The organism is Hahella ganghwensis DSM 17046 (assembly GCF_000376785.1).
Lineage (GTDB): Bacteria > Pseudomonadota > Gammaproteobacteria > Pseudomonadales > Oleiphilaceae > Hahella > Hahella ganghwensis.
Genome location: NZ_AQXX01000135.1, coordinates 13,747 through 27,705, shown reverse-complemented (window position 1 = coordinate 27,705; position 13,959 = coordinate 13,747). Strand labels below are relative to the sequence as shown.

At 50.6% G+C, this 13,959-nt stretch carries 14 protein-coding genes; 13 read left to right on the top strand and 1 reads right to left on the bottom strand.

Annotated features, from left to right (window positions below; translation table 11 throughout):
• Nucleotides 1-19 precede the first annotated feature (19 nt).
• Genes F566_RS0123645 through queF form a run of 3 tightly spaced genes read left to right on the top strand, consistent with a single transcriptional unit; the run spans nucleotide 20 to nucleotide 2,608 of the window.
• Nucleotides 20-967, top strand: a complete 948-nt coding sequence (locus F566_RS0123645; protein ID WP_020409509.1) for an ABC transporter ATP-binding protein — start codon at nucleotides 20-22, stop codon at nucleotides 965-967.
• The gene (locus F566_RS0123640) at nucleotides 960-1,730 is read left to right on the top strand and encodes an ABC transporter permease (protein ID WP_020409508.1); all 771 of its coding nucleotides are present in this window, start codon (nucleotides 960-962) and stop codon (nucleotides 1,728-1,730) included. The genes F566_RS0123645 and F566_RS0123640 overlap by 8 nt, the downstream gene beginning before the upstream one ends.
• Before the next feature lie 41 nt (nucleotides 1,731-1,771).
• Nucleotides 1,772-2,608, top strand: a complete 837-nt coding sequence (queF, locus tag F566_RS0123635) for an NADPH-dependent 7-cyano-7-deazaguanine reductase QueF (protein ID WP_020409507.1) — start codon at nucleotides 1,772-1,774, stop codon at nucleotides 2,606-2,608.
• An 18-nt stretch (nucleotides 2,609-2,626) separates the two neighbouring features.
• On the opposite strand, the gene F566_RS0123630 is transcribed toward queF, so the two are convergent.
• Entirely contained in the window at nucleotides 2,627-4,030 is a 1,404-nt protein-coding gene (locus tag F566_RS0123630) for an adenylate/guanylate cyclase domain-containing protein (RefSeq protein WP_020409506.1), read from the bottom strand.
• Nucleotides 4,031-4,449: 419 nt separating this feature from the next.
• On the opposite strand from F566_RS0123630, the gene F566_RS0123625 reads away from it, so the two are divergent.
• The 10 genes from F566_RS0123625 to flgJ all read left to right on the top strand — a co-directional run bounded on the left by F566_RS0123625 (nucleotide 4,450) and on the right by flgJ (nucleotide 13,955).
• A complete protein-coding gene (locus F566_RS0123625) occupies nucleotides 4,450-5,061 on the top strand; it encodes a nitroreductase family protein (protein WP_020409505.1) in 612 nt (203 codons plus the stop codon).
• Between the two features lie 316 nt (nucleotides 5,062-5,377).
• Nucleotides 5,378-5,776 carry a flagellar basal body rod protein FlgB gene (gene flgB / locus F566_RS0123620; protein WP_020409504.1) on the top strand — a complete coding sequence of 133 codons (399 nt, stop codon included), beginning with the start codon at nucleotides 5,378-5,380 and terminating at the stop codon, nucleotides 5,774-5,776.
• 2 nt (nucleotides 5,777-5,778) lie between these two features.
• Nucleotides 5,779-6,216 carry a flagellar basal body rod protein FlgC gene (gene flgC, locus F566_RS0123615; RefSeq protein WP_026180273.1) on the top strand — a complete coding sequence of 146 codons (438 nt, stop codon included), beginning with the start codon at nucleotides 5,779-5,781 and terminating at the stop codon, nucleotides 6,214-6,216.
• A gap of 27 nt (nucleotides 6,217-6,243) precedes the next feature.
• Complete coding sequence (locus F566_RS0123610; protein ID WP_020409502.1) at nucleotides 6,244-6,918, top strand: flagellar hook assembly protein FlgD; 675 nt, start codon at nucleotides 6,244-6,246, stop codon at nucleotides 6,916-6,918.
• 92 nt (nucleotides 6,919-7,010) lie between these two features.
• Nucleotides 7,011-8,945, top strand: a complete 1,935-nt coding sequence (locus F566_RS0123605) for a flagellar hook-basal body complex protein (protein ID WP_020409501.1) — start codon at nucleotides 7,011-7,013, stop codon at nucleotides 8,943-8,945.
• A gap of 152 nt (nucleotides 8,946-9,097) precedes the next feature.
• Complete coding sequence (locus F566_RS0123600; RefSeq protein WP_020409500.1) at nucleotides 9,098-9,853, top strand: flagellar basal body rod protein FlgF; 756 nt, start codon at nucleotides 9,098-9,100, stop codon at nucleotides 9,851-9,853.
• A 130-nt stretch (nucleotides 9,854-9,983) separates the two neighbouring features.
• Nucleotides 9,984-10,769, top strand: a complete 786-nt coding sequence (gene flgG, locus F566_RS0123595) for a flagellar basal-body rod protein FlgG (RefSeq protein ID WP_020409499.1) — start codon at nucleotides 9,984-9,986, stop codon at nucleotides 10,767-10,769.
• A 49-nt stretch (nucleotides 10,770-10,818) separates the two neighbouring features.
• A complete protein-coding gene (gene flgH, locus F566_RS0123590; RefSeq protein ID WP_020409498.1) occupies nucleotides 10,819-11,517 on the top strand; it encodes a flagellar basal body L-ring protein FlgH in 699 nt (232 codons plus the stop codon).
• A 141-nt stretch (nucleotides 11,518-11,658) separates the two neighbouring features.
• A complete protein-coding gene (locus F566_RS0123585; RefSeq protein WP_281169124.1) occupies nucleotides 11,659-12,720 on the top strand; it encodes a flagellar basal body P-ring protein FlgI in 1,062 nt (353 codons plus the stop codon).
• Between the two features lie 44 nt (nucleotides 12,721-12,764).
• Nucleotides 12,765-13,955, top strand: coding sequence for a flagellar assembly peptidoglycan hydrolase FlgJ (gene flgJ / locus F566_RS0123580; RefSeq protein ID WP_020409496.1), 1,191 nt, complete (start codon nucleotides 12,765-12,767; stop codon nucleotides 13,953-13,955).
• Nucleotides 13,956-13,959 lie beyond the last annotated feature (4 nt).

The following is a 13,959-nucleotide window of genomic DNA, read 5'->3' as shown; positions in this document are numbered from 1 at the left end:
TCATAACAATTGGATTATCATGGCGACTGCATTGGCGATAGAGTCGTTGCGTAAAGTCTACGGCAACGGTTTTGAAGCATTGAAAGGTATCACTCTGGAAGTGGAGGAAGGCGATTTTTTCGCCTTGTTGGGGCCTAATGGTGCTGGTAAATCCACTACTCTGGGGATCGTGTCTTCCCTGGTCAACAAGACTTCGGGCAAGGTAGAAGTATTTGGGCATGATATCGATAAGGATCTGGTCAAAGCCAAGCTGAATCTTGGTGTCGTTCCGCAGGAATTCAACTTTAATCAGTTTGAAAAAGTTTTCGATATCGTCGTCACTCAGGCGGGTTATTACGGTATTCCGGCTAAGATCGCAAAAAATAACGCGGAAAAGTACCTTAATGAACTGGGTTTGTGGGACAAGCATGACCAGCCCGCACGAATGCTTTCTGGAGGGATGAAGCGCCGGTTGATGATTGCCCGGGCGTTGGTGCACGACCCTAAATTGATCATCCTTGATGAGCCTACGGCCGGTGTTGATATTGAGCTTCGACGCTCAATGTGGTCATTCCTGACGGAAGTCAACAAGGAAGGCAAGACCATTATTTTGACCACTCACTACCTGGAAGAGGCGGAGGCGCTTTGTCGCAATATTGCCATTATTGATCGGGGTGAGATTCTGGAGCATGCAAACAAACGTGATCTGTTGCGCAAGCTGCATAATGAAACCTTTGTGCTTGATATTGCCGGGCAGTTATCTCAGGCCCCTCAACTGGAGGGGTATCCGGTGAGGCTGACCGGAGAGGGGCAGCTTGAAGTGGATGTTGCCGGTGAACGCAGTCTCAATGACGCTTTCAGGCAGCTCGATTCCCTGGGGGTTGAGGTGAGTAGTATGCGGACTAAAACCAATCGCCTTGAAGAGCTGTTTATTCGGCTTGTCAGTGAAGAGAAGGAGAAGCAGCAAAAGGAGGCGGTTGATGCTTAACGCTAATTGGGTGGCTTTTCAGACCATCGTAATTAAAGAGGTGCGTCGATTCACCCGTATCTGGCCTCAAACCATTTTGCCTCCGGCGATTACCATGACATTGTACTTTGTGATCTTTGGTAATTTGATCGGCCCCCGGATTGGTGAAATGGGGGGGTATGCCTATATGGACTTCATTGTGCCCGGCCTGATAATGATGTCGGTGATCACCAATGCCTATTCCAATGTGGTGTCGTCCTTTTTCGGGATGAAGTTTCAGCATTGCATTGAAGAGCTACTGGTAGCGCCGGTACCGAATTACATTATATTGTTGGGGTATGTGGGTGGCGGTGTTGCCAGAGGGTTGGCGGTTGGATTTATCGTGACCCTGGTATCTCTCGGGTTTACAGATCTGCAAATTCATCACCTGGGAGTGGTGATCAGTGTTGTGGTGTTAACCGCAGTGTTGTTCTCTCTAGGTGGGTTTATCAATGCTGTGTATGCCAACAAGTTTGACGATATTTCCATCGTTCCCACTTTTGTGCTGACGCCTTTGACGTATTTGGGCGGGGTGTTTTATTCAATTACCCTGTTGCCTGGCTTCTGGCAGGATGTTTCGTTGATCAATCCCATTCTTTATATGGTGAACGCCTTTAGGTATGGCTTGCTGGGCGTCAGTGATATCAATATTGGTGTCGCTTATGGGATGATACTTCTGTTTATTGCCATTTTGTTTTTCTACAGCCTGTCGTTGCTTAATCGTGGCGTCGGCATTCGGAACTAAAAGTTAACCCTTATTTTGATCACAGCAGGAGCAGGTGAGTCGTGGATTTAAAGCAAACCACTAAACTTGGACAGTCCACCGAATATCCGGAACATTATGATCCTAAGCTGCTAACACCGATTCCCCGTCAGGCGAATCGGGAAAAGCTGGGGATTTCAGGCGAGCTACCGTTTCTCGGTGAGGATTTGTGGAACGGGTATGAGTTGTCATGGCTGAATCCGAAAGGAAAGCCGGTGGCCGCGATTGGCGTGTTCAGGATTCCGGCAGACAGTCCGAATATTATTGAGTCAAAGTCGTTTAAGTTGTATCTGAACTCTTTCAATCAGACGTCCTATGCCAGTCTGGAGGAGGTTCAGGGTGTTATGGCACGAGATCTCTCCGCTGCTGTTAATGCTGATGTGTCAGTGCAGATTCTGCCTTCGGCGCAGTGGGTGGATGATCCTAATGACTGGGAAGCGGCCGAGTGTCTGGACGGGCTGGATATCACTTGCACAACGTACGCGCCTGATACCGGTTTGCTTCAGCTCGCTGATGATGCTTCGGGTTCATCAGAAAGAGTTTCAGAAACCCTGTGCTCGCATTTGTTGAAATCCAACTGTCCAGTGACGGGGCAGCCGGACTGGGCGACAGTTTATATCCGCTACGAAGGGAAGCGGATAGATCATGCCGGACTGCTGCGGTATATCGTGTCCATGCGCGGGCATCAGGATTTTCATGAGCACTGTGTCGAGTCGATCTATATGGCGATCATGGCGCGTTGCCAGCCTGAAAGGTTGGCGGTTTATGCCCGCTATACCCGTCGTGGAGGATTGGATATTAACCCACTAAGGTCTAATTATTCAGTGAGGGCAGATAACTTTAAGCTGGCGAGGCAGTAGTCTTGTGATTGAAGTTCTTTAATTGCTGCGCAGCTTTTCGGCGGCGGCTTCCAGGGCTCTTAGAACTTTTTCTCGTGCCTCGATATTCACTTTGCCAGCGTCGAGGTACATGGCAAATCCCTCGCTTTCATGCTCGATGAAGCTTTGATTGGCGCCGATGTCACGGCGGAAGTCGACGACAGAGTATATGGGGACAGGTCTGGAGAAGCCTTTAACGCTGATCTCCCCTTTGTCCCTGACCATGATGGTGTCCTTGATCAGTGAAAAGGTGGCATAAGATACCAGAATTTCCCCTGGGGCGGCCAGAGTCTCAAGTCTGCTGGCCAGGTTGACCTCTTTGCCGATGATGGTGTAATCCATGCGGTTCTCAGCGCCGAAATTGCCGACAGTGCAAAAGCCTGTGCTGATTCCCATGCGAATTTCCAGTGGCGTCCGAATCCCCTGGCTTGTCCATTTTTGTCGAAGGATCTTCATGTGTTTGCGCATTTCTATTGCCATGGCAACACAGGCCAGGGTGTCTTCCTTGGAGCCTCGGCTGGTGGGGTCACCGAAGAAAATCATGATGCTGTCGCCCACAAATTTGTCGATGGTGCCTCCATATTTGAGGGCAATTTGGGACATTTCATTAAAATAGTTGTTCAGCAGCTCGGTCAGGCTTTCCGGCTCCATTTCTTCGGCCAGTTCGGTAAATCCTTTGATATCTGAGAAGAATACCGCCAGCTTTTTGCGTTGGGTTTCAAGTCTTACATCCCGTTCGCCGGTAAAGATGGATTGCCAGACCTGTGGGGAGAGGTATTTCGCAAGTTTGTGTGACAGGGCGATGGATTGTTCCCGCTGGAACTGGATCTGTGACTTTGCGCCTACCAACGCTCTGGCCTGTTGGTGGGTGTAGTAGGCGGTAACTGAGACAAAAATAGAGCAGCTGAACCCTGCAACGATGCTGACACTAATGGGGGTGGGAGGTGCGATGTTAAGTCCGAAATATAGCGAGGCCAGGGTGAATCCGCCAAGAAATGCGACATTTCCCAGGCCCCAACTACGTACTCCGCCCACGATGATCAGGCTGAAATTGAGCATCAGCAGAAGAAATAGCGTGGGGGTCAGGCTGAGGTCGATCAATACCAGAAGAATGCCGCCGAGACTGCTGTCGAAAAGCAGCATACTGTGGCGTACTTTGATGCTTTTGTCCCGGCCCAGATAGCGCAGGGCAAAATAAAGTATGTGTGGCCAAAGCATGGCTGCGGGTACCAGCCATATAAGGTTTTCATTAAAATGCTTTTCCAGGATGCCTGAAACAACAATGGCTGCCAATGCAAGATATCCCAAAACCCTGGCATTGTAATCCGGCATGGGGGGGATAGTGACCGGTGACACTGAGTGACCGGTTCGCATCACCGGTGCATTGGTCAGCGGTTGGTTCATAACGACCTCATCCTTGGTGTCTGACTGCCAGTGCAGTTCTTGGGTTCTGGTAGCTTTTTTTCAGGCATTTCAATCCGATATGTTACTTCGCTTGTGCTAATTATTGGGCAGCATAGAAGGTCAGGAATATAAGGTCTAAGCGGCTGCGGTTGTATTGAGTGATTCGTTTTGAATCTGCCGGACCAATATTCAGGTAAACTTCGATGTGCTTTTTCTTTATCAGTATAAATCAGAAAAAAACAGTGTGATGCGGTAATTATGTAAATATAGGGCCAGCCGCGGGCGACTTCAGGGTATCAGTAAAACAGATATAGGCCAAGGTGTAATGTCTATACGCCTTTGGTATTAATCTGCCTGCACTTTCGGGTTGGTTTGGTTATGTGGCCTAACCGGCCTTCAATGTTTGGCAGAGTGTATTGATGCAATTTGAGATTGCCGGAATCAACAAATCATTTAAGGAATCGTTTATGGACATGCTCGGCGTACTATCTGCGCGCTATTCTTCTCCGTTGCTGGAGGCTCCGGCCCCTTCGGCTGAAGAGCTTGAAAATATCTATGAGGCAATGATGAGAGCCCCTGATCATGCCCGGCTTCGGCCTCTAAGGTTGCAGGTTTGGCAGGGGGAAGGGCTGAATCGGTTGGTTCAGGTCTTCGTTGACTACACTTTGAGGAAGGATTCTCAGTCTACTCCGGAAGCCATTGAGCGGGCCAGGGGGCGACCTTTGAGGGCGCCAATGGTGATTTCTGTGATTGCCCGGATTGAGGAGCATCCAAAAGTGCCTGAAATCGAGCAGGTGATCAGTGTCGGGTGCAGTGCTTATGCCATGCTGCTGAGCTTGGATTCTATGGGGTACGGAGGGATGTGGCGAACGGGAGATATTGCTTACGACCCTCAGGCTTTAAAGGATATGGGGCTGGCTGAGAACGAAAAGCTGGTAGGGTTCGTCTACGTAGGGACCCCATTAGATCGTCAGATCAAGCCGGTAGAGGCCCCGATATTTCAGGATCGAGTGCAGTTCATCACTGAATGATTCATCAAAGATGGTGATCACGACTGTATAGACAGGATGGTCGTCCAGGTGTGATGCCGGGGATTTGATCCCCGGCAGACCTTGCTTTCTCTTGGTAATACTTTCGTTCCTATTGCTTTCTCTCATATCTCAATCACTTTCTGGTTCCTTTTTATTCCCTCTTTACTCCCTGGCTTTTGAATATTGCGGCAAGTGGCGGTATCAGATTGCCGCAATGTCTTCGGGGTGATTTCTTAAGTTGTTGTAAAATAAGGATATATTATTGATGGCATTGGTCTTGCTGTAATCCAGGGGAATTGCATGAAGAGGTGAGTGAATGGCCATTTCATTTGACAATGCTCTGGGAATCCATGAGCAGGCCCTGAAGGTCAGAACCCAGAGGGCGGAAGTTCTCGCCAACAACCTGGCGAATGCTGACACCCCGGGATTTAAAGCTCGAGACGTTGATTTCAGGGCTGTTTTGCAAAAGGAAATAGGGCAGCAGGATCATTTGGATGTGGCAAGGACTGACCGGGGGCATATGTCCATACCCGGCACAGGGGCAAATGGTGAATTGATGTACCGGAACCCTTCACAGCCTTCCATTGATGGCAATACTGTCGAGTCCCAGACGGAAATTGTTGAGTACACCAAGAATGCACTCGACTTTCAGGCCAGCTTTCTGCTCTTGAATAACAAGATGAAAGGCATGGTTAGAGCGATAAAAGGGGAGTAATGATGGCAATCAATAGCATCTTTGATATTGCTGGTTCGGCCCTGGCGGCGCAGTCAGTCCGGTTGAATACCACGGCCAGTAACCTGGCCAACGCTGAGTCTGCCAGTTCCAGTATTGATGAAACCTATCGCGCCAGAAAGCCAGTGTTTGCGGCGATCCAACAGGATGCTTTAAATAATGCACTTAGTGGCGATATCAATCAGGAAGCATCCCGCGGTGTTGAAGTTCGTGGCATTGTTGAGAGTCAGGATCCTCTGCAGCGTCGTTATCAGCCTGATCATCCCATGGCAGACGAAGAGGGTTATGTGTTTTACCCGAACGTGAATGTTGTTGAGGAGATGGCTGACATGATGTCTGCTTCTCGAAGCTTTCAGGTCAACACTGAAGTGATGAACAGCGCCAAAACCATGATGCAGCGTCTGTTGACGCTGGGGCAATAAAAGATCAGCCAGGCGAGGATTAGTTAAATGAGCAATGTCAGTTCAGTTAATTCCAGCGATGTGCTGAGTAACTACACCCTGAAAGCTGAGCAAAAAGAGAAAAGTAATGAGCTCGGGCAAAACGAGTTCCTGGAGTTGATGATTGCCCAGATGAACAATCAGAGCCCTCTTGATCCTCAGGATAACGCGGAATTTGTGGCTCAGTTGGCTCAATTCAGCTCGGTAGAAGGGATTGAGAAGCTCAACAACACCGCAGATTCCATGGCCTCTCAGTTTCGCAGTACCCAGGCGCTGCAGGCTTCCGCGATGGTTGGTAGAGATGTTCTGGTGCCCGCGGAGTACGCGTACAAAGGGGCTGGAGGTGGTGTTGTTGGTGTGGCTGAGCTGCCCGGCGCAACACCCAATATGGTGGTCAGTGTGTTTAATCAGTCTAATGAACTGGTAGCTAGAGTCGATATGGGGCAACAAGTTGCCGGTGATGTACCGTTCGCCTGGGATGGTACCAACAGTAAGGGTGAAACTGTGCCTGCCGGCAAATATAAGGTTGTGGCAGAGGCCAAGTACAACGGAGAAACTGAACAACTGGCTTCCTATCTGGCAGCCAACGTGGACAGTGTTTCTGTCGGGACGAGTGGTAGCGTGGTCCTGAATCTGGCTGACATGGGGTCTGTCAGTATCGGGGATGTGAAACAGATTTACTGATTTACCGGGAATGATGGATATGGCGCTGATCGCCGATGTGCCGTCAAACATTGATTTACCGAAATTGATATTTATTCAAAGCGAGGTGTGATATGCCGTTCAATGTCGCCTTAACAGGTATTCGGGCTGCATCTGTAGACCTGGAAGTAACGGGCAACAATATAGCCAATGCCAGTACAACGGGGTATAAGAAATCACGCGCGGAATTCGGTGATCTCTATTCAAACAGTTTTCTGAGTCTCGGAACCAATCCTGTTGGTGATGGGGTTCGGGTGATGAGTGTTCAGCAGTCATTTGCTCAGGGGAATATTTCCTTTACCGACAACGGTCTTGATCTGGCGATTAACGGCTCGGGCTTTTTTGTTCTCGATAATGATGGTGAGCGTCGTTACGGCCGGGCCGGGCAGTTTGGTGTTGATAAGGACGGCTATGTTGTCAACAGTAACGGCATGAGATTGCAAGGATTTCTGGCTAACGACGATGGCCAGATCGGTGGCGTGATGGATGACCTGGTGATCGATATTACCAGTATTCCTCCCACCCGAACCACATTGATTGATGCTCAGATCAACCTTGATGCCTCTGAGGATATTCTGGTCGAAAGAGGGTTTACGATCGATTCTGATGGCGCTGATGTTGGTGTGGCGGTGGCTGGTACAACGAATGGCTATACCGCCCAGACGTTAACCATTACCCAAGCGGATGGTTCGACTTCGACCGTGACGATTCCTGCTGACAGTACCGCTGGTGCCATCGCTGCTCTACTGAATGATGTGGACAACGTAGAAGCGTCTGGGTCCACAACGGCGACAATCACTGCTGCCGGTTTTAATAATGCCTCCGGGAATATGGTAGTGAACATTGGTGGGGTGTCTTTTGATGGATATACGGATCTCACCAGTCTTGGGAATGCAATCAACTCATCACCTGCGCTGGTGGGGGTGAGTGCGGTGTTGAATGGTGGTGATCTGGTCATTATCGACAGTCGGGGCGGGGATCTGGATTTTACGTTCAGCGGCGACCCTGGCGATAGTTTTGTGGTTAACGGAAGTGATGCGGGTGCCAGCACACAGACTCTCAATACCGGTAACACCCAAGTGGTGGTCGGGGGCTCGGTCACGATGACGATCGATGACAACCTGACTGTGGCCAGTGGTACGAGCGATATATTTTCTACCTTTACCGGTACGCCATTTGTTAATAATGCGTTTGATCCACAGGACGAGAATACCTACAACCATTCCACTTCGACGACCATCTATGACAGCCTTGGAAACGCGCATGTCATGACTTCATACTTTGTAAAGGAAGATCTGACATCAACCGGCGTGGATAACCTTTGGACTATGTACGTGCAGGTTGATGGCGAGGACGTCGGGGATCCACTGACAACTGGAGGTGCGGCGACACAGGCATCCTACAGTCTGGTATTTAATGAAGATGGTACGCTGAATGAAACTCTGTCTGATGAGGTGCTGATTTCCAACTGGGTGCCATTGGATTCCAATGGCGTTCCCAATGGTGCTGACGGGCCGCTAAGTGTGGTAAATGGTGGTACCTTGCCGATTCCTGATCCCCCTACCAGTTCCAACTTTGAGATTGATATTACCGAGATGACGCAGTTCGGCAGTGATTTTGCGGTCAATGATCTGCAGCAGAACGGTTTTACCACCGGTCGGCTGGCGGGGCTGGAAGTTGATGATGCAGGTATTGTCTATGCCAGATTTACCAACAGTGAGTCACTGGTGCTCGGGCAGGTGGCGCTGGCGAATTTCAATGATGTTAATGGTCTTGCTCCAGTCGGAGAGACGACCTGGGTGGAAACCTTTGAGTCCGGTGATCCGATTATCGGATCGCCAGGAACGGCTTCCCTGGGATCTATTCAGGCCAGTTCGCTGGAAGAATCCAATGTCGATCTGTCCGACGAGTTGGTTAATCTGATTATCGCTCAGCGTAATTATCAGGCAAATGCCAAGACCATCGAGACGGCAAATACGATCACTCAGACCATTATTAATTTAAGGTAGTAGATTAGCTTAGGGCGGTTGTTTGGTCGCGTTGGCTATTTGCGATAACGGTCTGTTTACAACAGCTATGGGTCTTTTAGTTAATAGTAAAGAGATTCCTGGCGGCTCGGTTGATGGGCTGGCAGGGTTGTTAAGGCATGAGGTGTTGAGGTATGGATAAAGCCCTTTATATTGCCATGACCGGTGCTGCACAGAATATGCTGTCACAGCGCGGGCACGCCAACAATCTGGCCAATGTGAATACCACAGGTTTTAAGGCGGATTGGATGCAGGCTCGGGCGATGCCGGTGTTTGGAGATTATTATCCCAGTCGCGTCTATGCCATGACAGAGCGGCCGGCCACTAACTATGATCAGGGGTCGATGATTCAGACTGGTCGTGCGCTGGATGTCGCTGTCGCTGGTGAAGGCTGGATAGCGGTTCAGGCTCCGGACGGTACTGAAGCATATACCCGTGAGGGTGAGCTGCAGATTGATGTCAATGGAATTCTGCGCACCGGTTCCGGTTTGCCGGTTCTCGGCAACGGCGGACCTGTGGCAATTCCGCCAGCAGCCAAAGTGGAGATCGGTGGTGATGGCACGATCTCGGTTGTAGCGCTGGGGGAGGAAGTACAGGAAATTGCGGAAATTGACCGCATTAAACTGGTAAATCCGCCAGCGGAGCAGCTTACCAAAGGCGAAGATGGTTTGGTGCGAATCAAACCGGATGCTGAAACTGCCGGGCAGCCTGTGCCGCCTGATGCTTTTGTAAAACTGGAGTCCGGCTATCTGGAGTCCTCCAACGTCAATGCCGTCGAAGAAATGACGGAAATCCTTTCTCTATCCCGCCAATTTGAGCTGCAGGTAAAAGTTATGCGTGCGGCTGACCAGAATACAGAAGCTGCGGCACGCTTATTGCAGATCTCCTGATATAGGTGTCATGGCGGCAATTTTCCGCCATACACCCAGGTTCACTTTGTGATGTTGTTAAAAAGGTGAATTCAGGCGCGAGATGTCGATGTTGTTATCGATTTCGCCCGACCTGGATAGGAGATATTTTATGCACGGTGCTTTGTGGGTAAGCAAAACAGGCCTGGCAGCGCAAGACACAGCGTTGAAGACCATTTCCAATAACCTCGCCAACGTCAATACAAACGGCTTTAAAAAGGATCGGGCGGTCTTTCAGGACCTTCTGTACCAGATCAAAACCCAACCTGGCGGACAATCTTCCCAGAATACGGAAATTCCCAGCGGTCTACAGCTCGGTACAGGGGTTAGGGTGGTGGGTACTCAGAAAGTGTTTACTGAAGGTAATCTGGAAGTGACGGAACAGCCGCTTGATATGGCGATCAACGGTCGGGGCTTTTTTCAGATTCTGATGCCGGATGGCACTATCAGCTACACTCGTGACGGGCAATTTCACCTGGATTCAGAGGGAAATATCGTTACTGCCAACGGCTATCCGCTGGAGCCGGCCATTACAGTGCCGGATGATGCCACCAATATTACCATCAGCACGGATGGCATTGTGAGTGTTACTGTTCCGGGGACTGCAACACCTACCCAGATCGGCAATATTACACTAACTGATTTCATTAACCCCGCCGGCCTCGAAGCTATCGGCAATAACTTGTTCGTGCAGACTGGAGCCAGTGGTGACCCGCAGGAAAGTACGCCGGGGCTTGATGGTTTGGGGACGACCGAGCAGGGCATGATCGAGACTTCCAACGTGGAAATCGTGGAGGAAATGGTCGACATGATCACGACTCAACGTGCCTACGAGATGAATGCCAAGGTGGTTACAACTGCTGACCAGATGCTGCAGTACGTGACGCAAAATCTATAGTCGCCGCCAATTCTTTAGTGGCTGAAAGTTTGGTCGGGAGTTGAATGACATGAAATCTTTAACGTTGAAGCTAAGTAAGTTGCTGGTTCTGGGCATTATTGCCCTGACCACGGCTTGTGCTCCGTTAACCCGCGAGCGTCCGCTGCCCGGTGATCCCATGTTCGCGCCGGTACCGCCGAAAACTCTGATGCCGCCGGCTCCGGTGGATGGTTCCATTTATTCCAGTAGTCCGGGGTTTAGCCTGTATGGCGACCGCACGGCGCACCAGGTCGGCGATATTCTGACGATCGTACTGCAGGAACGTACCCAGTCCTCGAAAAGTGCGGCCACCAATATGACCAAGGATTCAGAGACCACCTTTAATGAAGCCACCATATTGGGGACCGGGATTTCAGCGGCCAATCTCAGTTTGGAAACGAACCCCAATTTTGAAAGGGATTTTGCCGGGTCATCAGAGGCTGATCAAAGTAACAGTCTGACCGGCAGTATTAGTGTCACGGTGGCTGAAGTGCTGCCGAACGGATTATTGCGTATTCGTGGCGAAAAGTGGCTGACGCTTACTGAAAGTGATGAGTATATACGGGTCTCAGGCCTGGTCAGGCCTCAGGATGTAGGGGTCGATAACACGATCCTGTCCACCAAAATTGCGGATGCTCGTTTTTCCTATAGCGGAACCGGTGATCTGGCTGATGTAAATCGCCAGGGCTGGTTGTCCCGATTCTTTAACAGTGAGTGGTTTCCCCTGTAATTCTTCCGGGGGAGGCATGTGTGCCGAGGTTGCATGATGAAAGCTGAAAACCGTTTGAAAAAAGGATTGAGTATTGGATTGAGCGGGACTTTTTTGATGAGGTTGAATGGTCACCTGAAAGCGGGTCTGTTGGGAGTCTTGATGATGTGTTTGGCTTCTGGCGCCATGGCTGACCGGATCAAGGACATTGCGTCGGTGGCTGGGGTTCGCAGCAACCAGATTGTGGGATATGGATTGGTTGTGGGGCTTGACGGTACAGGTGATAAAGCGCCTTTTACAGATCAGACTTTCCGTAACATGATGAACCGCTTCGGCATATCGATACCGACGGGAACCAACCTCAGTCTTAAAAATGTGGCTGCGGTGTCGGTGCACGCGGAGTTACCGCCTTTTGCCAAACCGGGCCAGGAAATTGATATCACTGTTTCCTCTATTGGCAATGCCAAGAGCCTGCGAGGTGGCAGTCTATTGCTGACCAGTCTGAAAGGCGCGGATGGAAATATCTACGCGATGGCTCAGGGCAACCTCGTGGTCGGCGGCTTTGGTGCTGCTGGCTCAGACGGTTCCAGTATCACTGTTAATGTTCCCAGTGTCGGTCGTATTCCAAATGGTGCTTCCGTCGAGCGAACCGTGCCGAATGCTTTCAGTCATGGTGACTCTCTCACGCTGAACCTGAATTCTCCTGATTTCACTACGGCCAAGAGGGTGCAGGATCGAATCAACAACTTGTTGGGACCGCAGTCGGCAGAGGCCTTGGATGCTACCAGTATCCGGGTGCTGGCGCCGAGGAATCCATCCCAGCGGGTAAACTTTCTTTCTATTCTGGAAAATCTGGAAATCGAGCCAGGTATTGAGGCCGCCAGAGTCGTGATCAATTCGCGGACCGGCACGATAGTGGTCGGCCAGAATGTGAAGGTGCTGCCGGCGGCAGTCACTCATGGAAATCTGACCGTGACCATTGCTGAGGATTTGGGCGTCAGTCAGCCCAACCCGCTAGCGGATGGGGAAACTGTTGTTGTGCCTCAGAGTGAGGTGGAAATCGAACAGGAGCCCAGTCGAATGTTTAAGTTCGGCCCGGCGGCAACGCTCAATGACATCGTGCGGGCGGTGAACCAGGTGGGGGCTGCGCCAGGGGATGTGATGGCGGTGCTGGAAGCATTAAAGCAGGCCGGTGCGTTGAAGGCTGACCTGATAGTGATTTGATGACAGCTAGATAATGTTGATCTGACCATAGCGATCCGACAGATATGAAAACGACAACCTCAATAGACCAGGCTCATGTTTACACTGATTTGGCCGCCCTGCAGAAGCTGAAGGGGCCGGGCATTGAGCGTCATCAGGCGATCGAAGGTGTTGCCCGTCAGTTTGAATCGATGATGGTCAATCTGATGATGAAGTCCATGCGGCAGGCAAATTCAGTATTCGCTGAAGGCAACATGTTTCATGAGCCGGCTTCGGAGTTGTATCAGGAGATGTTGGATCATCAGTTAAGTCTGACAATGACGCGGCAAAAAGGTATTGGGCTGGCTGACATGCTGGTCAAACAGCTGACGCGTCGGGAATCTGGAGAAAGTGTCCCTGTGCTTTATCAGACTCTATCTGATTACCCTCGCACCGGCCAGGCGGCGCCAGTGACTGGAACGTTGTCGCCGGAGTTGGAGGGAGAGCTCTCCAGAGAAGAGGTGGAAACTCTTGGGCAGGTGGCGTTTTATGCTGAGCAGATGACTGCGCAAAGGCAGGAGAATGAATCAGATGGTCAATCTTTGTCAGCAGGAAATGTCGTAGGAGCGACAGGTTCTTCAGCATTGACGGAGATTCCGGAGACATTTGAATCCCCGGAGGCATTTATTGCTGCTCTGATGCCGGCAGCTGAAAAAGTGGCGGCAGAAATGGGGGTTGATCCCAGAGTGCTTCTGGCCCAGTCGGCGCTGGAAACCGGATGGGGGCAGCATATGATCCGGGAGCAGGATCGCCATAGCTACAACCTCTTTGGTATCAAGGCTGATCAGCGTTGGGAAGGGGAAGTGATGTGGACTGATACCACTGAGTACCGTGATGGTGTGGCAATGAAAGAGCGCGCGGGATTCAGGGCTTATGGAAGTTATGAAGAAAGCTTTAACGATTATCTTCGTTTTCTCCGGGAAAACCCCCGCTACGAAGAAGCGTTAGGTCTGGCGAAAAATCCTGAAATGTATACTCAGGCTCTTCAGGATGCCGGCTATGCCACGGATCCCCGGTATGCAGATAAGATCAATCGGATTGTGAAGGGTAGCTGGTTTGATGGCTTAACCACTGGAATCGAAGAACCAATGTCCAGAGATGGATTGCAGGATGTTGAAAGACCTGTGCCTGACAATGGTCGGGAGCAGAATCAGAGCGAAGCACGGCAAGACGATGCGCAATACTCAGGTGCTTCCGGCGGTAGTAAGCGGATATAAAGGG

Excerpts from the sequence above, each read along its gene's own strand:
- F566_RS0123605 (WP_020409501.1), top strand. The coding sequence starts at position 7,011 with ATGCCGTTCAATGTCGCCTTAACAGGTATTCGGGCTGCATCTGTAGAC.
- F566_RS0123625 (WP_020409505.1), top strand. The coding sequence starts at position 4,450 with ATGCAATTTGAGATTGCCGGAATCAACAAATCATTTAAGGAATCGTTT.
- F566_RS0123630 (WP_020409506.1), bottom strand. The coding sequence starts at position 4,030 with ATGAACCAACCGCTGACCAATGCACCGGTGATGCGAACCGGTCACTCA.
- F566_RS0123600 (WP_020409500.1), top strand. The coding sequence starts at position 9,098 with ATGGATAAAGCCCTTTATATTGCCATGACCGGTGCTGCACAGAATATG.
- F566_RS0123645 (WP_020409509.1), top strand. The coding sequence starts at position 20 with ATGGCGACTGCATTGGCGATAGAGTCGTTGCGTAAAGTCTACGGCAAC.
- flgG (WP_020409499.1), top strand. The coding sequence starts at position 9,984 with ATGCACGGTGCTTTGTGGGTAAGCAAAACAGGCCTGGCAGCGCAAGAC.
- flgJ (WP_020409496.1), top strand. The coding sequence starts at position 12,765 with ATGAAAACGACAACCTCAATAGACCAGGCTCATGTTTACACTGATTTG.
- F566_RS0123610 (WP_020409502.1), top strand. The coding sequence starts at position 6,244 with ATGAGCAATGTCAGTTCAGTTAATTCCAGCGATGTGCTGAGTAACTAC.
- flgH (WP_020409498.1), top strand. The coding sequence starts at position 10,819 with ATGAAATCTTTAACGTTGAAGCTAAGTAAGTTGCTGGTTCTGGGCATT.
- F566_RS0123640 (WP_020409508.1), top strand. The coding sequence starts at position 960 with ATGCTTAACGCTAATTGGGTGGCTTTTCAGACCATCGTAATTAAAGAG.
- flgC (WP_026180273.1), top strand. The coding sequence starts at position 5,779 with ATGGCAATCAATAGCATCTTTGATATTGCTGGTTCGGCCCTGGCGGCG.
- flgB (WP_020409504.1), top strand. The coding sequence starts at position 5,378 with ATGGCCATTTCATTTGACAATGCTCTGGGAATCCATGAGCAGGCCCTG.
- F566_RS0123585 (WP_281169124.1), top strand. The coding sequence starts at position 11,659 with ATGATGTGTTTGGCTTCTGGCGCCATGGCTGACCGGATCAAGGACATT.